12 protein-coding genes are annotated in these 21,978 nt (G+C 56.6%); 7 read left to right on the top strand and 5 right to left on the bottom strand.

Annotated features, from left to right (window positions below):
- Positions 1–52 precede the first annotated feature (52 nt).
- From VGU25_17185 to VGU25_17195, 3 genes are read right to left on the bottom strand one after another with little or no spacing between them, the layout of a single operon-like run.
- The gene (locus VGU25_17185; GenBank protein ID HEV2578943.1) at positions 53–1,141 is read right to left on the bottom strand and encodes a DUF4185 domain-containing protein; all 1,089 of its coding nucleotides are present in this window, start codon (positions 1,139–1,141) and stop codon (positions 53–55) included.
- A 56-nt stretch (positions 1,142–1,197) separates the two neighbouring features.
- Positions 1,198–2,940 carry a class I mannose-6-phosphate isomerase gene (locus VGU25_17190; protein HEV2578944.1) on the bottom strand — a complete coding sequence of 581 codons (1,743 nt, stop codon included), beginning with the start codon at positions 2,938–2,940 and terminating at the stop codon, positions 1,198–1,200.
- A 1-nt stretch (position 2,941) separates the two neighbouring features.
- Positions 2,942–3,871, bottom strand: coding sequence for an ROK family protein (locus tag VGU25_17195; protein ID HEV2578945.1), 930 nt, complete (start codon positions 3,869–3,871; stop codon positions 2,942–2,944).
- Positions 3,872–4,201: 330 nt separating this feature from the next.
- On the opposite strand from VGU25_17195, the gene VGU25_17200 reads away from it, so the two are divergent.
- The 6 genes from VGU25_17200 (at position 4,202) to VGU25_17225 (ending at position 14,299) form a co-directional block, all read left to right on the top strand.
- Entirely contained in the window at positions 4,202–7,282 is a 3,081-nt protein-coding gene (locus VGU25_17200) for a carboxypeptidase regulatory-like domain-containing protein (GenBank protein ID HEV2578946.1), read from the top strand.
- Positions 7,283–7,360: 78 nt separating this feature from the next.
- Positions 7,361–8,368, top strand: coding sequence for an L-rhamnose/proton symporter RhaT (locus VGU25_17205; GenBank protein HEV2578947.1), 1,008 nt, complete (start codon positions 7,361–7,363; stop codon positions 8,366–8,368).
- Between the two features lie 7 nt (positions 8,369–8,375).
- Complete coding sequence (locus tag VGU25_17210) at positions 8,376–9,284, top strand: alpha/beta hydrolase family protein (GenBank protein ID HEV2578948.1); 909 nt, start codon at positions 8,376–8,378, stop codon at positions 9,282–9,284.
- 9 nt (positions 9,285–9,293) lie between these two features.
- Positions 9,294–11,525: a hypothetical protein gene (locus VGU25_17215; protein HEV2578949.1), complete on the top strand. Its 2,232-nt coding sequence runs from the start codon at positions 9,294–9,296 to the stop codon at positions 11,523–11,525.
- Positions 11,526–11,580: 55 nt separating this feature from the next.
- Complete coding sequence (locus VGU25_17220; protein HEV2578950.1) at positions 11,581–12,411, top strand: DeoR/GlpR family DNA-binding transcription regulator; 831 nt, start codon at positions 11,581–11,583, stop codon at positions 12,409–12,411.
- A 166-nt stretch (positions 12,412–12,577) separates the two neighbouring features.
- Positions 12,578–14,299 (top strand): coagulation factor 5/8 type domain-containing protein, encoded by a 1,722-nt coding sequence (locus VGU25_17225; protein HEV2578951.1) that lies wholly within the window; start codon positions 12,578–12,580, stop codon positions 14,297–14,299.
- A 37-nt stretch (positions 14,300–14,336) separates the two neighbouring features.
- On the opposite strand, the gene bglX is transcribed toward VGU25_17225, so the two are convergent.
- Both bglX and VGU25_17235 read right to left on the bottom strand, forming a co-directional pair.
- Positions 14,337–16,619 (bottom strand): beta-glucosidase BglX, encoded by a 2,283-nt coding sequence (bglX, locus tag VGU25_17230; protein HEV2578952.1) that lies wholly within the window; start codon positions 16,617–16,619, stop codon positions 14,337–14,339.
- A gap of 70 nt (positions 16,620–16,689) precedes the next feature.
- Positions 16,690–18,003, bottom strand: coding sequence for a glycoside hydrolase family 30 beta sandwich domain-containing protein (locus VGU25_17235; GenBank protein ID HEV2578953.1), 1,314 nt, complete (start codon positions 18,001–18,003; stop codon positions 16,690–16,692).
- A 481-nt stretch (positions 18,004–18,484) separates the two neighbouring features.
- On the opposite strand from VGU25_17235, the gene VGU25_17240 reads away from it, so the two are divergent.
- Positions 18,485–21,961 carry a TonB-dependent receptor gene (locus tag VGU25_17240; protein HEV2578954.1) on the top strand — a complete coding sequence of 1,159 codons (3,477 nt, stop codon included), beginning with the start codon at positions 18,485–18,487 and terminating at the stop codon, positions 21,959–21,961.
- Positions 21,962–21,978: the final 17 nt, after the last annotated feature.

A 21,978-nucleotide genomic window follows, 5' to 3' on the forward strand; every position in this document is an offset into this window, starting at 1 on the left:
GACTACGACGAAGCGGTCTCTAGTGATCGGGAATTATGGTCCGCCCTACGATTCATCGCGTCATGCTAGCCGTCAGGGGCGTTCTGACAACCTGTGGGTGGTAGATGTCGCGATGAGTCGGCAATTCGGAGACATCCATGGTGTTGCAAACATACGTGAAGACCAGATCAGAGCCGGTCTCCAATTCAGGATGTTCTTTGCCGGCATAGCAGAAGACATTCTTGTCACGTGTCGGACCAGGCTGCATCTCAGGAATCTCGTAGATTACTTCGCCTTCCATCCAGGGGCCTGTGAGATCAGGTGCTGTTCTCAGAATAATTTTGTTCGAAAACAATGCTGGATCCACCATGACAGCCAGCCACTTCTTGAGCGTTGGATGATAGCGAACCGATAGCTCCGTGCTGCCATGTTGCATAATGACTTTCGCTTTGGCCGGATCGAAGCCGCGCTTCCAGACCCCATCCGTTGCGAAGTACTGGAGGTTAGCTGACGGTTCTGAAAGTCTTTCGAGTGGAATGCGAGTCACGAGCAGCGGGCGAGTACCTGTCTCGTAGAGCGCAAAAAGATAGACGTATCCGGCATTTACTACGGCGGAGGCTGACGGGTAGGCCCGAACGCCATCAGGTACCAGCTTATGAATTGTGACCTGCCAGTGCTGAGGATCCCGCTCGAGATGGCTCACCTGTGCGAGATCAGAGCCGCATGTCTCGAAATCGAATCCCGCGGGCGCTGGCTTGGAGGTGTGCCGAATGCAAAGCAGCGTTACCCAGAGATCGCCGTTCGCGTAGAAGCCGTCCATGGCCCAGTACCAGTGAGTAGGATCCGCAGGAGAAAAGTAACTCTGCGCATTAGCCGAGGCATCGTGCTTCACGACGTACTGCAGGTGCCATTGGCCATCTTTGCACGTTGAGATGCCAAGTGAGTTATGCACCATCTGCGGAGTCTGGCCGACGACGCGGCGCTCCGCACCATACAGCGTGTCTCCAAAGATCCAAACATCTCGTCCATCCGGGAGAGGCACGGAATATGCCGCATCGGCTCCCTGCCAAGCGAGAGGCTTCCCCGATTCCAATGGAAATGTAGCGTCGCATTGAGAGGCTCGCATCGATCCAACGGCGATCATGAAGAGAAACGCCATCATGATCCCTCCCAGATGGATCGATCGACGAAGCGGAATTGTCAGTGCTGTGCTAGGAATCATGCGGTCGATGCCTCTGCCTGATCGCGAACATAGGCGAGCATCGTACCGCATTCTTTTCCTACAGAACGTCCATGCGGGCGGATTGTGTACGCGCCAACCGTTGCCGGCACGATGAATGTTTCAGCATAGTGCACAACGAACGGATCGAACGCTTCCGTAGGGCTCTCGACGATCGCTTCCTCGCCTTCCACCAGATTCAACACGTGCACGGTGCCACGCGTGCTGTGGGGAACGGTCCCAGTGAACCAATGGCGCCGTGTCTCAATGAATTCCAATTCATGCAAACCGGTTCGTTCCTCGCGCCATCCGTCGCCGGAGGCGACCGGAACAAATTGGTTGACCAGGTTCGTCCGCGCCCACTCGGTTGTCCGATCCCATTGGATGTTGCGGGCGCCATGCTCAAGGTGGATGGGTCTGGGATACCCGTCTAGGCCCACGCGTCCCCAGTCCCACAACTTGAACGTGAAGATATAGGGTGTCGCGCTGATTTCCAGCACCATAGATCCCTTCCCGCTGCAATGCACCGTGCCGGCGGGAATCAGAAAATGATCGTGTTTGCGGGCAGGGAATTGATTGACGTACTTCTCCGCTGGAAAATCGAAATCGCCTTGCTGCGCCCGATCAAGATCAGAGAGCATGCGCGATGGATCGATGCCATTCTTCAGGCCCAGGTAAACCGTCGCGCCCTCCTCGGCGTCGAGCAGGTAATAGCTCTCGTCCTGGGTGTACACCATGCCGAAGTGCTCGCGGATATATCCCGTAAGTGGGTGGACCTGCAGCGAAAGATTGCCGCCGCCCATCGTATCCAGAAAGTCGAAGCGAATAGGGAACTCCGCGCCGAAGCGTTTATAGATGGCTTCACCCAAGAGTTCCTTCGGGTGCTGCAATACAAGATCGAGCGCAGGGACTTCGACCCGCTGATCACCGAAGCCAAGCAGAAGGCTGTTCTCTTCGGGTACGCAATCGAAACACCACGCATGATTGGGCGCGCCGTCGTCGGGAAGGTCGCACACCCGTTCCATCCAATGTCCGCCCCATGGTCCCGGGTCGAAGAACGGAACAACCCGGAACGGACGCGTGACAGCAGTGCTCATGCCTTTACGGAACGCGTCGCCGGAGATCATCTTCGGTGCATTGGGGGTATTGGTATCGAGGAGAAAGTCTAATTCTGGTAGCAACTCGGCCTTGGTGCGGTCTGCGGCACGCCAATCCAGGAAGAAGGCGCGCTTGTACTTCAGAGAGGGACGCTCACTAAAGTTATCCAATCCAAAGTTAGCAATCAGGTTTTTTCGTTGCCGCCTCTGCAACTCCCACCTTGCCATGTCCGCGTAGATCAGAACGGAAGGTTCCGGGGCGACCAAAGTCGCTCCAGTGCCGATAACAATTACCTTGCCCGAGCTGGATGCATCACTCTTCAACCTCGTTAGCGCGTCATGATCGAAGAAGTCCGCAAGAGTCGTCTCGCTCATCTGACCAAACACCGGATCTTCGGTGAGCTGTTTCATGAAGCGTTCTTCGGTGACCTCTTTCGGCAGAAGAGCGTCGTCGGCGAGGACAACTCGCCAGCCATGCATATGCTGCGAGATCGCTTGCACAATCTCCTGAACGAACACACCGGGGTAGCACTCAATGCAGATGCTGGAATCCTGGCGCTCTCGGAGGGAGCTTGCAATCGCTTCCCATCCGACCAGGCACGCACTTTCGGGTGCAACATTGATAAAAGGAGCTTTGTCGTACATCCTAGTCGGTTCCTTCGGGAAACAGAGTAGGAACGCCGAGCGCTGCAGCCTGATCGCCGAGTTCGGCGACCGCAATGCGCACCTTTCCCCATGGCGTCCAGGTGTTCTGCTCCACGTACTGTTGCAGGGGCGGAACAATCTGATTCGCTGCCCGCATCGCTCCGCCGCCCAGGACGATGAGTTCTGGATCGAAAGAATGGACGGCCGCGACGGCCATCATGCCCCAAATGGTCAGACAGTGTTCACGCACTTCAATCGCGATCTTGTCCCCCGCTGCACTGCAATCGAAAAGAGTCTTGAAGTTCAGCGGCTTATCCACCAGACAGCTCTCCGCGAATCCCGGCCATTCGCGGCAGATCTCTGGCAACGACCACCCAGAGGCCTCGGCCTCTGCGCAACCTTGTCCGCCGCAAGTGCAGCGACGGCCGTGGGCACGCACCGGCACATGCCCACCTAGCACGCCCGCCTGTCCGTGAACGCCCACGAGGGGCGCTCCCTGCATTGCAGCGACTCCGCCGATCCCTGTTCCAAGAGTGAACATCACCACGTCCGAAACGCCTCGTGCCGCTCCTGCATGCATCTCGCCGCGAAGCGCAAGCCTCGCGTCGTTCTCCAGCCGCACAGGCACGCCGAGACTCTGGAGGCCCCAACCTTCGAAGTCGAAAGCAACCGTGTCCTCGTATTTGCCATTAGTCGAGAGCACCCGGTTCCGTCTGGAATCAACCAGACCACACATCCCAACCCCAAGCCCGGACACTGGCTCTTTAGCCGAAAGTGCCAGTCTCTGGAGGCAGTTGGTTATTTCAGGCAAAACCGCTCTGAAGCTGGTGCTGTCTGCGAACGACAGGTGTTCAGTGGCTAAAACGGTCTGCTCACTGATCAGGCTGCAAGCTGCGTGGGAGCCGCCAAGATCAAGGCCAAGAAGTGTCATGCGTGATTCGAGACTCCGGTTGCAGATCGAACTATACGGCCGACACGGAGACGCTGTCCAGCCTGATTGTTCGTTTGCGGTCAAAAGGTCCAATTAATACGAACCATATGGCGGAATAATTAGAGATACTTTGTTCGTTTTGGCGATAAACGAAACTTTGGCACTTGACTATTGTAAGCACCGTTTCATAGCATTCACACGTCTCGTCAAACACCATTCTTGGGCCCGTAATCGGAGGTCGTGTCACAAATGCAAAGTGCTGTTCGGATAAGGGAACGCAAAAGTCCCCTTGCGTTTTTTCTGACGTTGGTCTGCCTGTTAGTCTGCGTCGTGTTTTCAGCGGCAGCACAGTTTGATACGGGCACGGTGAGCGGAACGACCGTCGATAACTCGGGCGCGGTGATCCCCAATGCAAAGGTCACCGTGACGAACGAGGGCACCGGGCGCTCCGTAACTCAGACGACGAACGGTGCGGGCGCGTTCAGCGCATCCGATCTTCCGTTTGGCACCTATACGGTTACCGCGACTGCCTCCGGGTTCGGGACTGCGACCAGCAAGAATATCGTTCTGAACGTCGGCGCAGCTGTACACGTAACGATGAAACTTGCCGCCGCAGCCGTGTCGGAGAGCGTGACCGTCACGGGAACGGAAAACAGTGTCAACACTGAGACCACGGTGAGCGGCGAGACCTTCAACTCCACGCAAATCGAGAATCTTCCGGTGAACGGGAGAGATGTGAATGACTTCCTCGAGATCGCGCCCGGATCAGTAGGGTCGGCTCCGGAATTTCAAGGCAGCGTTAACGGTCTGGAGAATATCTTCAGCGGCCTCAATATCACCGTCGACGGACAGAGCGCGGTTCGCGGCGACATTACTGGCTTCCTCAATACCGAGGGGCAAGAGCAGCCGCACATCACACGGTCCAGTCTCGACAGCATCCAGGAAATCGACTTCGCCAACAACGGCTATAGTGCCGAAACCGGCCACTCCCTTGGACCGCAGATGAACATCATCACCAAGGGCGGAACGAACCAGTTTCACGGCACGCTGTTTGAGTTCTTCCGCAACGACGCTCTTGATGCTCACGATTATTTCGAGATCGGCCGCAAGCAGCCTCTGAAGCTGAATCAGTTCGGCGCAAACCTCGGCGGTCCCATCGTGAAGAACAAGCTGTTCTTCTTTACGAATTACGAAGGAACGCGCCAGCACCTCACCACGATTGATCCACTGAACCATACGGTCAGCGCCTATGTGCGCTCGAAGTTTGTTCCGTCGATGCAGCCGATTCTGCAGCAGCTAGCGCCGTTGCCTGCTGGTTGCAATGTCATCCCTACGCCTACGGCCTGCGCCTATCCGGGATCGCCGGTAGATATTGTCGGCGGCGTGAAGAGCGCACAGCTTGTGCTTGACCCGGTGGACCTCTCCGATGTTCTTCGCGAGGATACGGGCTCATTGCGTTTCGATTACAACCCCACAGACGCCGACCGCTTCATGGTCCGCTACAACATCAATGACTCCGATACGGAGCACACGTATGGCGCCAACATCGGCCAGGTGTCGCCCCAGGCGTTGCGCACGCAATTGTTCAAGCTGGATGAGACTCACACATTCAGCGCCACGCTGCTGAATGACGCAAGCCTCGCCTACACCCGCTTTTACTCCAATACCGCGTCCAACACACCAAAGCCGTACTACTCGATCGCTGGCTTCTTCACCGACCTCGGTTCGTTGCCCGGCGCAGGTGCCTTCAACCAGAACAATGCGTATAGCACCTACGAGTTTTTCGATAACATCACGAAGGTCCTGCATACCAGCAGTCTGAAGTTCGGCACGCAGATTCGCGTCAATCGGCAGGTGCAGTCGCTGGATCCCGAGCAGACCTACGACTTCGCGAGCTTCAGCGATCTCGAGAACAACAATCCGTTCGTTCTCCAGAAGATCGGCTATGCGGGATCGCTGGGTATGCACAACTCCGAGTACGACTTCTATGTGCAGGACAACTGGCACGTTTCGCGCCGGCTTGTGCTCAATCTTGGATTGCGCTACGACTACAACACGACGTGGCAGGAGAACCGCAACCACTTCCAGAACTTCAATATTGCAACGCAGACGGTCCTTCCGTCGACACAGCCGATGTATACCGCTCCCAAGGGAGACATCGCTCCTCGCATCGGTCTGGCATATGACCCGTTCGGCCGCGGCAAGACGGTCTTCCACGCATATGCCGGCATGTTTTATCTGCCGATGTGGCTCAGCTTCAATCTGTCATCGAATAACCCGGCATACGCGAGCTATAACGCAAACGTGTTCGACGCGCTGTTTGGCGGGTATTCCATTGCATTCCCATCGCCCAATCCGCCTGTTACTGCTGGCACGCAGGTTGTCTATTCCTTCCCGACACATCCTAAGGATCCCAATGCTCTCAACTGGCTATTTGGTGTTGAGCAGCAACTCCCGGGACAGTTTGTAACGGTGATCAACTACAGCGCCAACAGGGTCAATCATCAGCAGGCAGGCGTAAACTTCGCCGCAATCAATGAAAATCCGGCGAACCCATTTACGGGCGTTTCGCAGGTGTATAGCCAATACGCATCAGAAAACTACCTTGGTGACGACCTCGGCTCAGACTACCAGGCGTTGCAGGCGCAGTTGCGCCGTAACTACCACCACTTGAACTCTTCGTTGAACTACACCTGGTCGCACGAGATCGACGACATGGTGAATGTATTCAGCGGCTACTCTGACCCATTCAATCCCAAGTTCGACCGGTCCAGCGGTGACATTGACGTTCGTAGCAACTTCACCGCGAGCATGGTCTACGACTTCTCCGATTTGCACGACAGATCGCGATGGGAGCGGGTTGCAGGAGGTGGCTGGCAGCTCTCGAGTATCTTCCAGGCGCGCTCCGGCCTGCCGGAGAACATCACACTCGTGAGCGGATTCTTCGGCAACCCTGTGCGTCCGAACTATGTACCCGGCAAGAATGTGTACGTTCCGCACGTCACGTGGGTGACGCAGAATGGAAGTTACAACAGCGCGGCGTTTGCAGTCCCCTCGGCGTATGACGGCACCTGGGGCGAGAACATGGGTAATGTTGGTCGCAACGCATTGCGCGGACCCGGCTTCTTCCAGTGGGACTTCTCCGCGATGAAGAACTTCAGCCTCACCGAGAAGGCGAAGCTTCAGTTCCGGACTGACCTGTTCAACATCCTGAACCACCCGAACTACTCAAACCCGGATGGCGGCATCTGCCTGGCTGTTACGCCGGCTTCCGGTACCACTTCGGCCGGCTGCCTGCCGAACGCCAACTTTGGTGTGACCGCTTCCACCGTCGCCAACCAGACGGGCAACGGTCAGATTGGCAATGGCACGGCGCGTCAGGCGCAGTTCTCGGTCAAACTGCTCTTCTAACCTCGTCGATGGATCGTCCGCTTGAGGCGGGCGGTCCATTGACTTCATGTACTCTGCTGAGCGTGTAAGAGGAACGAAATGCAAAGCACCGCAGGTGGGATGTGCCTGCTCATTTTGGCCGGCGTAATGAACGCGAGCTTCTCTTTGCCGATGAAGTTCGTCCGCTCATGGGCATGGGAAAACACGTGGTTGCTGTGGACCATCTTCGCGCTTCTCGTACTTCCCCCGGCTCTGGCGTTCAGCACGATCCCTTCGTTTGCATCTCTTCTGCACGCAAACGGTGGTGTCGTTCTGCTTGTAGCCGTGTGCGGGGCAGCCTGGGGCATTGCCCAGGTGCTCTTCGGTCTTGCACTCGATAAGATCGGAATTGCGCTCACCTTTTCTATTGTGCTGGGGCTTTCGGCAGCGATGGGAAGCCTGATACCGCTGCTCCGACTTCATTCTGACCGATTGTTCACTCGCGGTGGAATCATGTCGCTCGCGGGAATCGCATTGGTTTTGATCGGCGTTGCGGCAAGCGCTGTGGCTGGCAAGATTCGTGACCGTGGAAAAGAAACTGGCACAACAAAGAATGCAGCAATCGGCGTCGGGTTGGTGATGGCCATCGTGAGCGGGGTCTGCGCTTCGATGATGAACGTGGGATTCGCTTACGGAGCTCCTCTTGCAGCCACGGCCGGAGCCCAGGGAGCAAATTCGCTCTGGGTCACAGACGCGGTCTGGGTTCCGCTCATGGCGGGTGGCGCGGTTCCGAACGTGCTCTACTGCATCTTTCTACTTACCAAGCGCAAGACCGCGACAAACTACTCATCTCCCAGCTTTGCGCGCAACCTTTCGCTCACCTTCGCGATGGGAATCCTCTGGTTCGGCAGCAGCGTTCTCTATGGCATCGCCACAGCGTTCCTCGGTGTGTTGGGTCCGGTTGTCGGCTGGCCATTATTCATGTCGCTCATCGTCATCATCGCGACACTCCTCGGTCTATGGACGGGAGAGTGGCGCGGCGCGGCCAAAAGTGCCTTCCGCGTACAAGGGTTTGCTGTTGCGGTGTTAGTTGCCGCAGTCATCGTGTTGTCACGTGCAAGCTTCTGAGGTACTGATGCGCCCTGTCGCGAAGACTTTCTACATTGCGCTGATGCTGTTCGTAGTTATTCTGCCACTGCAAAGCAGCGCCCAGCGGTTGAATCCTGCTCCGCCCGCGAGTGGAGATATCGTTGAGCAGCACAGTTTCTTCAGTGCAGCTCTCCAGCGGCAGATGCGCTACGACATTGTGCTGCCCGTAGGATATTCAGTAGGACAGCAGCGTTATCCGGTCCTCTACCTTCTGCATGGCTGGCAGGGAGATGAGACGAACTGGGTGAAGCTCACTCACCTGGTCGAGCTGGCATCCCACTATGCGCTGATCATTGTCACTCCGGAAGCGGCCAACTCCTGGTACGTTAACTCTGCCACAAATCCTGCCGATCGCTATGCCGATTACATAGCGGACGATTTGATTACCGAGATTGATGGGCATTACCGGACGATCGCTTCATCTCATCAGCGCGCTATAGCGGGTCTGTCGATGGGCGGTTATGGAGCGTTGCTGCAGACCCTTCATCACCCAGGCCTGTTCAGCTTTACCGCTAGCATCAGTGGTGCATTCGACGGCCCCTCTGGTGCCGATCAGATCATGCCCCAGCTCAAGCCAAGCACTGACCAGGCGTTCGGTAGCCCAGGAACCACGACGCGCAAGCAGAACGATCTCGACGTGTTGATCGCAGCCGCCGACCCTGCGAAGACGCCCTACATGCTTCTCGACTGCGGTACGGCCGATCCATTTCTTCCCTCGAATCGCCATGTCGTCGAAGAGCTATGGTCGCGGGGAGTCAGCTACGAGTACCACGAACTGCCTGGCGCCCACACGTGGTCCTTCTGGGACAACTCGCTTCCAAATCTTTTCGATGTGCTCTCCAGGAAGCTTCACCTCGAACAGCCAGCAGTTGCCGCACGCGCCGCTGTTCGCTGAAAGGCCTGCATGTCGCAACGTTTTTCGCAAGGACGCTGGAATCTCGGCCGACGCACATTTCTCAAGTTGAGCGGTGCAGCGTTGGCAGGCGCAGGCGAGATAGCGAGTGCTTCAGTGCGGGTCCCGCGGATGCTTACACCTACTCCCGCCCCCAATGACCTTGTGAGCACGGAGATGGAGTACAGCTTTACAGACCTGTTCAACATGCCCGTGTTCCAGAACGAATGGGGGTACGGCCAGGTATCAAAGTCCGTTTCTGGCGTAACTGGTATTACGTTTCCGCCATTCGCGTGCTGCGGCGTGCCGGAGGTCACCTGGAGCCCCGGACTGCTAACGTCCTGCGAGATTATATTGAACGGCCAGTTGCTCTCGATCGCGCCTCCGCCGGGCAATCGCGTGAAGTATCGGTGGCTTCCGCAGCGCGTGGATCGTGAACAGATCGTCAGTGGAATTCGTATTCGCACGCGCACGTTCATGCCCGTAAAGCAGCGGGCTGTTGCCGAGTGCATCGAGTTGACGAACGTCTCTAAGGAGCGACAAAGGCTCACACTCGGCTTCGATATGCAGGCCGCTGTCATCAAGAAAACCACTTTTTGGATGGCCGGCTGCCCGGGCGAGGGAGGAAATCGCCAAGCCTGGGATCCCGCAAAGGGGCGCGTCACGTTCGTAGCGCAGCAATCCGCAGCGGCATCTGCACAAGGTATTTTTCCCGTTGCTGGATGGCTGCAGGGTGGTCACATCCTTCAACACGATATGGCACTTGCTCCGGGCGAGACGCGCCGCTTCCAGTATGTGAATGCGATCGCCGATACGCCTCAAGAGGCGAATCAAATTCACGATCATCTCCATGCCACCTTCGCAGATGCCGAAAAGGCGAACGAACTGTTCTATGCCGGCATGCTTAATGCACTCTTTACTCCAAGAAACTCCTACTTCTCCGGCCATCTGCCCAGCTTGCACACCGACGACGAGACGTTGTGGAACCTCTACTTTGCAGGGATCCGCAACCTCATCAGCGCCCGCCGTCAGTCACCGGATTCAAAGTACGGTCCAGCGTATCTCACGCTAGCCGGCCATACGCTTCCTACGCTGTCGTTTCCTTGGGACACGTCTCTAAGCGGCTTGAGCCTGGCGCTCTTGGATCCCTTTGCATTACGAAACATGGTTGAGGTCTGGATGTCACAAGACATGCACCAGCATCTCGCGACAGATTATGTCAGTGGTACAGCCGTCGGTCCGTGGTACGCCGTCAACGACATGGCGATTGTTCGTTGCGCGCGAGACTATCTGCGTGTCACCGGCGACTTCGACTGGCTAAACCGCGTCGTCGATGGAAAAACCGTACTCGATCATTTAACTGAACATGCACTTTATTGGGAAAAGCTGATCCATACCGATAGGGGATTGGCGGATTACGGCAACATTGAGAACCTGCTCGAGGTGGTCAGCACATACCTGCACGAAGTGGCAGGAATGAATGCTGGGAACGTCTCAAGCATGCGTTTCATTGCTGAGTTGCTCGATCGCCGCGGAGAGAGTGTCCGCGCGAACCAACTTCGCGCGAAAAGTAGGCAATTGGCTGAGCGTATCAATCGTCTCCTTTACGTTGATGGCAAGGGTTGGTGGCGTGCAGGCCAGCTTGATGGAACGTTCAATGAGGTTCGCCACTGCTACGACTTTCTGGCGGTCGCGGACAACATGGCTGCCGATCTTACTTCCACACAGAAGAGCGAGATGGCACATTTCTTCTGGACTCAACTGCACACGGGGAAATGGATGCGGGCGCTTTCCACCGGAGACTCCGATGCAACATGGAATATTCGCCCGGATCATAGTTGCATAGGGGCATATGCATCATGGCCACCGATGTCCGCCAAGGCCCTGTACCGGCTGGGTATGTCAGAGGGACAGATCGCAGGCTGGCTGCGTGAGGTCGCCAAGGCAGGCAATCAGGGTCCGATTGGACAAGCCCACTTCGTAGAAGACGTGTGGCCTCCATTGAAAGGCGGCGCGTTCAAATGTCCGAATGATCCGCCGTACCTTAACGAGTGGTCTTGCATCGCAGGAGGCGCGTTCGCTGATATGGTGCTTGACACTCTCTTCGGAGTGAATGTCTCTCTCGACGATTTGCGTGTCGAATCTTGCCTGGGTCAGTTCGACCCCAAGGCGGAGTTGCGCGGATTTCGTCATCAGGCCAAAACGTACGTGGTCAACAGCCAGGGTGCCCGCGCCTCGGGCTAACGCTGAAGTATCCTCTAGGGCAACCTCCCCGGTGATTTGTGAGGATAAATAGCGCATGGCCAAGCGCAAAGGTGAAAGTTTGAGAAATAAGCCGGAACTCGAAGCCAGAAACAAGCAGGAGGCTCGTTATCAAGCCATCCTGAACGTGCTTCACAAGACCGGATCCGTCTCGGTGGATGCGCTAAGTGAGCAACTCCAGGTGACTGTCGTCACGATCCGCAGGGATCTGGACACTCTGGAACGCAAAGGTCTCCTTCACCGCACTCACGGTGGAGCAGTGCCTATTCAGCCGCTGTTTTATGAACCGTTCCGTCGGGATCGTTCTTTCGTGATGCAGGTGGAGCGGCAGGCCGACGAAAAGAGACGCATCGGGTACGCTGCGGCAGCGCTCATTGAACCGGATGAAACAATTGCCGTGACTCCGGGCACTACGGCGGACGCTGTGGTCCGCGCATTGCCGCTGAATTGTAACCTGACGGTCGTAACCAACACGGCGAATGTGGCGATGGAGCTTTCGAAACGCAAAGACATCAAGGTTTTCGTCACTGGCGGGACACTTCACGGAGAGTGGTTTTCGCTGGTCGGTCCGCATGCGCTTCGCAGTCTCGACAACATGCTGATACACACACTGTTCATCGGCGCGGACGGTCTAGATCCGGATTGGGGGGCTACCTCGTTCGATCAGGATGAAGGGGAGTTATGTCGGACTATGGTCGAACATGCCCGTCGCCTTATCGCGGTTGTCGACCATACGAAGTTACGAAAAGTGGCGAACTGGAGAATTTGCCAGGCGCGCAGTCTCCATACGATCGTCACCGACACCGGCGCGACGGATGCGATGGTTGCTCCCTTTCGCAATATGGGAATAGAGATCATCCGCGCCTAAAGCGTTGGCGATTTAGCCTACCTGAGCGATCGAGAGGCGTCGCGCAATGGTGGTCCTGGCTCTCATCGGGGCTAGGCGTCCTCTTTCCCGCCCGCTCAAGTGCGCCACTGCGAATGGCCGTCGATCTGCAGCGCAGCCACACGGTTTGATGGTAGTTTTGTGTGCGATGAAATTGATCGTCTCCTTCGGAATACTCTGCCTTTCCGGAACCGCCCTCGCACAGATCCCGGATTTCGGTCCGAATGTGAATGTCTTTTCGCCGGATACGCCGGTGAGTCTGATGCAACAAGAGATCGACAAGGTGTATGCGATTGAGCAGCACAGCGAATTCGGCAGCGACAGACATGCGTTTCTTTTCTTGCCCGGCGATTACCACGTAGACATTCCGATTGGTTTCTATACAGAGGTCGCAGGCCTCGGACAGACGCCGGACGCTACCCATCTGATCGGCAACATTCATGTTGATGCTGCGGCACGCAACAATAATGCGACGACGACCTTCTGGCGCTCAGCCGAGAACTTCGCGGTCACGCCGGAAGGAGGGACGATGCGCTGGGCGGTGTCACAGGCGGTGCCGATGCGACGCCTGCACGTGCTCGGAAATCTGGTACTGCACCAGAATGGGTGGGCTTCTGGCGGATGGATGTCCGACACATTGGTGGATGGCACTGTGGACAGCGGCCCGCAGCAGCAGTGGATCTCGCGCAATAGCGAGTGGAAGAACTGGACCGGTTCAAACTGGAACATGGTCTTTGTGGGCGTTCCTCAAGCGCCGGCGGGTGAGTGGCCGGAGCGTACATTCACAAAGGTGGAGAAGACTCCACTTGAGCTTGAAAAGCCCTACATTGTTGCTCCGGATGCGCAGCACTGGAGCATTGTCGTTCCACAGCTGCAGCGCGATACTTCCGGGACGAGCTGGAGCCATAACGTTCGAGCTCCCGCAAGAACGATCCCGTTTCGCAATGTGTATCTGGCTCATCCGGGCAGAGATACAGCAGAGACGCTGAACACGCAACTCGCCAAAGGGATGAATATTCTGTTCGTCCCGGGGCTTTACGAACTGGACGAACCAGTGCGCGTCAGTCGCCCAAATACTGTTCTGATGGGTCTGGGATTCGCGACGCTCAAACCAGTACACGGAACGGCTGCGATAGAAACCTCAGATGCGGATGGGATCGTACTGACTGGCCTCCTAATCGACGCGGGCGAGAAACAGTCAACGGTGTTGGTACAAGTTGGACCTCGAGGCAGTACGCGCGATCATCATGAGCATCCGATTGCAATCCAGGACGTTTTCTTCCGCGTCGGCGGAGCAGGTGTAGGTAAAACCAGAATTAATCTTGAGATCAACAGCAGTGGAACAATCGTCGACCATACGTGGATCTGGCGCGCGGACCATGGCAACGGAGTTGGCTGGGACAAGAACCTGAGTGACAACGGCATTGTCGTCAACGGCAATGATGTGACGATCTATGGGCTATTCGTAGAGCATCACGAGCAGTTCCAAGTGTTGTGGAACGGCGACGGCGGGAGGACCTATTTTTATCAATCGGAGATTCCCTACGATCCTCCGAACCAAGCCGCTTACACGAGTGTACGGGATGTCGACGGATGGGCATCCTACAAGGTCGCTGACACCGTAAAGAAGCATGAGGCGTGGGGCCTCGGTGTCTATAGCGTGTTCACGTATCCCGACGTCTTTATCTCGCATGCGATTGAAGTGCCGCAAACACCGCAGGTACGGCTTCATCACATGATTACGGTCTGCCTGCTCACACATGGTGGAATACGCCACATCGTCGACGATGCCGGCGATGCAACCCAATGTGCGCCGCACAGAGTCGATCCAAAACTGACAGAATTTCCGATGCCCCAGACGTCTAAGTGACGGCCAATCCAAGCTACAAAGGCCGATCGAAGATGTTCTACGGTTCTTCCACGAATGTCGCGTGTTCGGTGGCGGTCGAGGAATCACCTACCCACATATCAAAGGTTCCCGACCCCTCTTCCCATTTTCGTGTTTCGGCGCTCCAGTAGCGGAGATCTTCTGCGTGCAAGGGAATCGTGACCATGCGGCTTTGTCCCGCCTTAATGCTGACGCGCTGGAACCCCTTGAGCTCGCGCACAGGCCGCGCTGAACTTCCCGCACGCTGGTGCACATAGAGCTCCACCACCTGGTCGCCGTCGCGATGGCTGGTATTTGCCATGGTTACAGTGGCCGATAGTATCCCTCCAGGCTGCAGCCTGTCGCTCGAGAGATTGAGGTCGTTGATCGAAATTCGGGAATAGCTCAAACCATAACCGAAGGGATAGAGCGGCGCATTGGAGCCATCCCAATACATGGTGTCGCGATCGGTTGGAATCTGACTCAATGTGGGATTGTAGTAGAGCGGTTCCTGCCCCACGCTGCGCGGCCAGGTGATTGGCAGCTTGCCACCTGGATCCGCATCCCCAAAAAGCAAATCGGCGACTGCGTTGCCCCCTTCAGTGCCGGGGTACCACATGTCGAGAATCGCAGGAACATGTGTGGCGGCCCAGTCGATGGTGAGAGGCCGGCCACTCAGCAGCACCAAGACAACAGGTTTGCCGGTCGCCACTGCAGCTTCGAGCAACCATTCCTGATCACCTGGCAGATCGAGCGACTGACGGGAGGCGCGCTCTCCATTCATGCTTTGCAACTCACCCATAACCAGCACGGCAGCGTCGCTGTGCTTGATGGTGTCTATGGCTTGAGCGAACGCGGCATCTCTTTGCTGTTGCGTAAGCAGCCTTGGTTTCGGGCTGGCGAACTGCGGATCAAAGATGGATTCACTACCGCGATCGAGCTCGACACCGCGTGCGAATCGCACATCGACCGAACGGCCCAGTTTGGCGCGGATGCCTTCGAGGATGGTGACTGTGTCGTCGTAGTGACCCGCAAGGCTCCAGGAACCCATCGTGTCTGCTTTCGAGTCTGCCAGCGCACCGACGACTGCGAGTGAGTGAAGCGAGGATCGATTCAGCGGAAGCAGATCGTTGTCGTTTCTCAGGAGAACAGCGGCCCGCTCTGCAGCGCGTCGGGCTGCTTGGCGCTGCTCCGCCGAGATCAACTCATGTTCTGCGGCGCCTTCGGGCGCGTACGGGTTAGTGAAGAGACCGAGTTTGTACTTTGCTTCAAGAATGCGCCGCACCGAATCATCAATCGTAGAGCTGGGCACTTTACCGGCTCTAACATCTGCAGCGAGATTCTGCAGATAAAGATGGGAGGTCATCTCCATGTCAACACCGGCATTTACGGCACGCGCAGCGGCGTCTGCATCGTTGGCGGCGAAACCGTGCGTCGTGAGGTTTGCGATGGTCTCCCAGTCGCTGACCACAAGTCCCTGGAAGCCCCAGTCCTGACGCAGAACATCATGCAGCAGAAAGCCGTTTGCGCTGGCGGGCACTCCGTTGAAATTCATGTAAGCCGCCATAAATGTTGCCGCGTGAGCCTTTTCTGCAGCGTGAAATGGAGGCAGATAGAGATTCCAGAGCAGATTGTCGCTGACGTCCACCTCGTCATAATCCCTGCCACCTGCCGCTGCACCATAGCCGGCAAAATGCTTTACACACGCGAGTATGCTGTCCGGAGCACCGAGTGTGGATCCTTGAAAGCCACGCACCTGAGCTTCCGCCATTCGCTCACCAAGGTAAGGATCCTCACCCGCTCCTTCCATGATGCGACCCCACCGAGCGTCACGGGCAATGTCCACCATAGGCGCAAAGGTCCAGCGGATGCCAACGGAAGCAGCTTCACCCGCCGCCATGTGTTGCACCGATTCCACCAGCGATGGGTCCCATGAAGCCGCCAACGCAAGAGGAACGGGATAGATCGTGCGGTATCCGTGGACGACATCGAACCCAAATAGCAGCGGGATGTGCAGTCGTGTCTCATCTACTGCAATGTGCTGGAGCCGATTGATCTCGTTCGCATCGCGCACGAATAAGAAGGAGCCGACCTGCTCGCGCCGAATGCTCTCCTCATGCGGAATGAGGGGGGGTACGTGCTGCGCGATCTGTGACATTTGCCCGATTTTTTCCTCGAGCGTCATCCGCGCCATCAAGCCGCTCACGAAACGATGCATCTCAGCGTCTGAACCGTCGCCCTTCTGGGCGATGGCCCCCCAGGTAATCAGGTTCAGCAATGCAGCAATGAGTAGATAGTCACATCGGATTCTTGCGGTGATCATCTCTTTCTCTCCAGCGATTACTCAAAGGTTGGCGCCGTCGCAGGACCTCGCTTCGGTTTATGACAGATGGTCACCACGCGTACGTCGCGACCCCGCCGGCGGGGAGCTTCACTTCGGAGAACTTTTGCTTGTACCCAATCCAGAATTGCTCGTCGACGGCACCCGTATTGCTAACGACGAGTACATGTCTACCATGAGGCGTACGGAATGCGACCTGCGGCAGATCCAGACCTTCGGAGTCCGACCTGACACGAACGCTGCCGGGAGGCACAAACTGCGTAAAGTGCGCAGTCACGTAGTACGCCAGATTCCGGGTGACCTTGTCCCCGTCCAGAGTGATCGCGCCGGAACACACGGGACATCCTCCATCGTTGGTGTGTGGACCGTTCTCCGGGTCGGCGGCAAGGTTCCACAGCAGCACGTTTCGCGCCCAGTTTGTCGTGGCACCAATCATGACGCGGGCCGCTGGTTCCGCGATGCCGAAGTTCGTTGCATTGCGATGAGGGATCACCAATTGTTCCGTGAAGAAGATGTCCTTATTCGGAAATGCATTGTGGACGACGGAGAGCGCTGTGATATTCCCCAGATATAAGTGGAACCCCGAGCCGCCCGTGAACTTGCCGGCATCGCTGTCGCTCAGGACGGTGATCGGGTACTGCGGATGGTCGCAGTTGTGATCGAACGCAACAATCTCCGTGTGTAGATTGGCTCGCACCATCGCGGGACCGAGATACTTCCCGATAAAACGCGCTTCCTGCTCCGCAGTGAGCACCATGCTGGGCGTGTTCTTCGGGTTCTCCGGCTCATTCTGGACAGTAAGCGTCGTAATTGGAATGCCGAGAAGCTTCATTTCCTGGAGATACTTCACGAGGTACGAAGCGTAGACTTCGTAGTCTTCCTGCAGCAGCGTACCGCCCTTCGGTTTGCCGTTGTCCTTCATCCAGCTCGGCGGTGTCCATGGAGAGGCGAGAATGCGAATGCCAGGATGGATCGCAATAATCTCTTTGACTACGGGGATGACGTACGTCTCGTCTGGCGCAAGCGAGAAGTGGGAGAGAGTCGGATCGGTTGATCCATCGGGAAGATCGTCGTAGGTGTAGACAGACTCATTCATGTCGGAAGCACCTATGCTGACCCGGATGTAGCTCATGTTGCGCTGCCCTGGCCCGTGCCCGAACAGGTCCTCGAGAAGTGCATGCCGCGCGTCGTGCGACATCTTGATCATGAGCTGCGCTGTGCCTCCGGTGACTGCATGCCCGAACCCGTCGATGCTCTGGTAGCTGATCGAGTCGTCCACTCGGATCACATTCTTCGGTGTACCGGCGCGATGGAAGTGGCTTATCGGCTGCGGGGCGACCAGGCTGGTGCGATCGGCCGTTGACAACCACGTTTCCAGTTTTTGGGCAGGCAGAACACCTCGCCCCACCAACGCCAGGAGAGCGACCGAGATCCACAGCGGCGAGGGCCGATGCTTGAAAAGTGAGATCGGATGGAGACGAAGCACGTTAAACTCCCGAATCGATCGCCTGATTCTCAATCCTGTTTAGCGGCTAGTCAATCGCTTGTCTAGCTATTTTTCCATTTGCACATAAAACAAGCGCCTGCTGGCTGGTACCTGCCGAGGCACGGGTGCCGAAACTTGTCAGACCGCATCTCTCGCCCTTAAGACAAACCTTTGTCTTCCAACTCGTGGGCCGACCGTTCTGCGGGCGACTCTGGAAAAATCGCGCTTGACATTTGCTCCACTCTTCAATTCGAATGCGGAACGTCAAGAAAGACGAACGTTTGTCTTCGTGCAAACCGGGACATTTTCCTGGGATCTACGATGCGAACAAACGAAACAGCTGCAGTTCTGAGGAGGTTACATGAGGCGGACACTACCTGCGACCGCGTGCGCGCTGCTCGCGCTGCTATGCACGGGAGTTACATCTCCAGCAGACGCACAGAACACTAACTCCGGCGATATTCGCGGAACAGTAACGGACACGACTGGGGCAGTCATTCCCGGAACCACCGTCACCGTCACCGACGTCGATAAGGACGTAACGAAGACCTATACAACGGATAGCGCCGGCCTGTACGACACCGGATCCATCGTTCCCGATCATTACAAGATCACCTTCACCAAACAGGGCTTCGACGTCCTGGTCCGTGGCCCGATCACCGTCGAGGTGGGCGTTCAGGGCATCAATGCGCAAATGAAGGTGGGCACGACCAACGAACGGGTCGAGGTCACCACCGACGTGCCGTTGCTGAACACAGAGGAGGGCGCGCAGGAGCAGACCTTGACGGCGCAAACGATGTCGGAGCTGCCGCAGGTCGGTGCGGACTGGGAGAACTTCATCTGGCTGCAGCCGGGTGCAACAGGAACGCCGGAGAACAGCAGCACGGCCGTCCAACCAAATGGAGGGCAGACCTCCATCAACGGCAACCTGCCATTTGAAACCTACCTGTCTGATGGCGCGACAACAACGTTGCCCATGAGCACAAACTCCGACGTTACGATCTTCGAAACGACGGCCGAGGTAAAGATCAGCGACAGCGGCTTCTCCGCACAGTACGGTGTCGGAAACGTTGTCTACAACCAGATCACCAAAGGCGGCACGGATCGCTTCCACGGCGCCGGCTACGAATACTTCCAGAACAATGCGCTGAATGCGGCTCCTTACGCCTTCGGCCAGAAGGGATCGGTGCCGTTCCTTCGCTACAACAACTTCGGTTTCAACGTCGGGGGCTTTGTGTGGCCCCATAAGGTATTTTTCTTCTTCGATTTTGATAAGACCATCGATCATGGTGGAGCGTCGAACGGTTTTGAAACTGTGCCTGATCCGACTGTGCAATCAGGAAACTTCAGCGCAACCGGCATTCCAACCCTCTACGACCCCACGACGCAGACAATTCAGCAGACCGGCACCTACACCTACGTGACCCCAGACGGGAATTACACGCAAAACTGCCCGTGCGTGATTCGCAAGACCTTCCTGTCGGAGTATGGGGTGAACGCGATCCCTGCTGCTCTGATCGACCCTGTGTCCGCAAAAGTTCAGGCTTACTATCCCAAGGCCAACGTCAGCAATCCAACGATCAGCAATGGTGTGGCCATCAACAACTTCTTCTACAACGTTCCGAGCTCAAATCCGTTCACGAAGTTCTTCGGACGTTTGGACTATGACATTTCTACGTCGAACCGGTTGACGATCTCCGAGACGGAGAGCGACAACCCGGCCACCTATCTCAACCAAGGCATTTGTCCGATTCAATGCCAGAATGGCGATGTTGGCCGCAACAATGCGCAGATCTCAGATGTGCATACGTTCAGTGCCCACTTCCAGAATGAGGCGCGTTTTGGCTTCACCGATCAGCTCAACTTTTTCACGCCATACACGATCGGACAAGGCTATCCCAGCAAACTGGCCTGGCAATTCGCGAAGGCCGATAACTTCCCCAACACCACGATTTCGAGCTACTACACGCTTGGATCGCAGAGCAACTCGGTCTATAAGGAGTTCGTCTTCGATCCCTCGGACGTAGTTACGCTCATCCACGGCAAGCATATTTTGCACTTCGGAGGGGAGTTCCTGATCAGCCGTGCCGACTCCACAGCCTGGGGAAATATCAACGCCGGTTCCTTATCCTTTAACGGCCACTACACCTCCATCAACGGTCAGACGTCACTGAAACCGTGTACCGGTTGTACGCCCTACGCCTCCGGCTTTGGCTATGCGGACTTCCTGCTCGGCCAATCCCAGAGCTGGAGTGCGGGCGTAACGCCGGAGTTTGGCGCGCGACAGAAGAGCCCACAGCTCTTCGTCCAGGACGACATCAAGGTGACTCCGAAGCTCACCGTAAACGCTGGTCTGCGCTGGGAGGGGAATACGGGATGGTCTGAGGTCAAGGGCAACGAATCTACGTGGGACCCCACCGTCCTTAATCCAGGCACGAACACTCTGGGCGCGATCTGGTACGGGACAACTAAAGCAAATGGGCGTACTCAACTCGTCGCGCCGCAGTACAACATCTGGCTTCCGCGCGTTGGTTTTAGCTGGCAGGCGATGTCGAACACCGTACTTCGCGGCGCCTTCGGTATCTACTCGGCCCAACTCAGCGAGGACACCTACGGCGGCGGCATGGGCGGCGAGTTCGGCAGCAGCGGCAACGTCAACGATTCCACCAACGGTATCTGCCCGGTCGTGCAGTTCAGCGGCACCGGAAGCACGCCTGACACAACCGATCCTGGATGCGGCACAGGCACGTTCAACAGCGTCAGCGTCAACTCGCAGTATCTCAACTCACCCACCGCACCGGATGCCAGAAATGCCGGCCATCAGAACGTTGGTTACACCCAGTACCACACGCCGGTACCTACGAACTATCAGTGGACTCTTTCGCTCGAGCGGCAGTTTGGCAACAGCTGGGCCACGAGTCTTGCGTATGTCGGAAATCACGGAACGAACCTGAATACCTCAGGGATCGATATCAACCAGGTGCCTCAGAGCAAGCTCGCTCCGAATGACCAGACATCAGAGCCTTATCCCATTTACGGCACCATCACCGGCAGCACCAATAACGCAATTTCGAACTACAACGCTATGCAGGCTGTCTTGAAGAAGAGGATGAGCCATGGCCTTGACTTCCAGGTCAACTACGTGTGGTCTCACTTCCTGAGTGATATGGATTCGTCTGGATGGGGCAGCCGCGAAGGCTACCAGAATTACCAGAACGCATATGATATCCACCAGAACTACAGCAATTCGAACTTCGACGTAAGAAACGCCTTCAAAGGCAATGTCATCTACACGCTTCCCTTCGGCAAAGGGCAGCAGTTCCTAAACAACAATTGGGTCTTGGACGAGGTTCTCGGGGGTTGGCGCGTTTCCAGTTCCTTCGTTATTCAAGACGGCAATCCTATGGGTGTAACGACAGGAAATTACAACAACTCGTATAACCAGTCCGGTAGTTATACGCAGTTTGCGAATCTGGTCGGGGACTGGCATAAGGGTGGAAGCGTGTACTCTCGCTTGAAGGAGTGGTACAACACGGACGCGCTGACACTTCCCGCCCCGGCAACCTACGGTAACTTCCGCAGGAACATCATCACGGGACCGCCTCTCCAAGTCATGAATGCCTCACTCGGAAAGACGTTCGATCTGTATCCGGACCGGGGCGTTAAGTTGGAGATCCGTGCGGATGCCTTCAACGTGCTGAACCATCCTAGCTTCGGGCAGACTGGTAACAATCAGATCTCGGGCGTTCCGGCCACTGACGAGACTCAAGCGGCCGTAATCAACAGCGTCACCATCGGCGGCAGAGCAATGCAGTTGTACGGGAAGATCACGTTCTGATAAACAACTGGGGATGG

The sequence above is a fragment of the Acidobacteriaceae bacterium genome, assembly GCA_035944135.1.
Lineage (GTDB): Bacteria > Acidobacteriota > Terriglobia > Terriglobales > Acidobacteriaceae > Granulicella.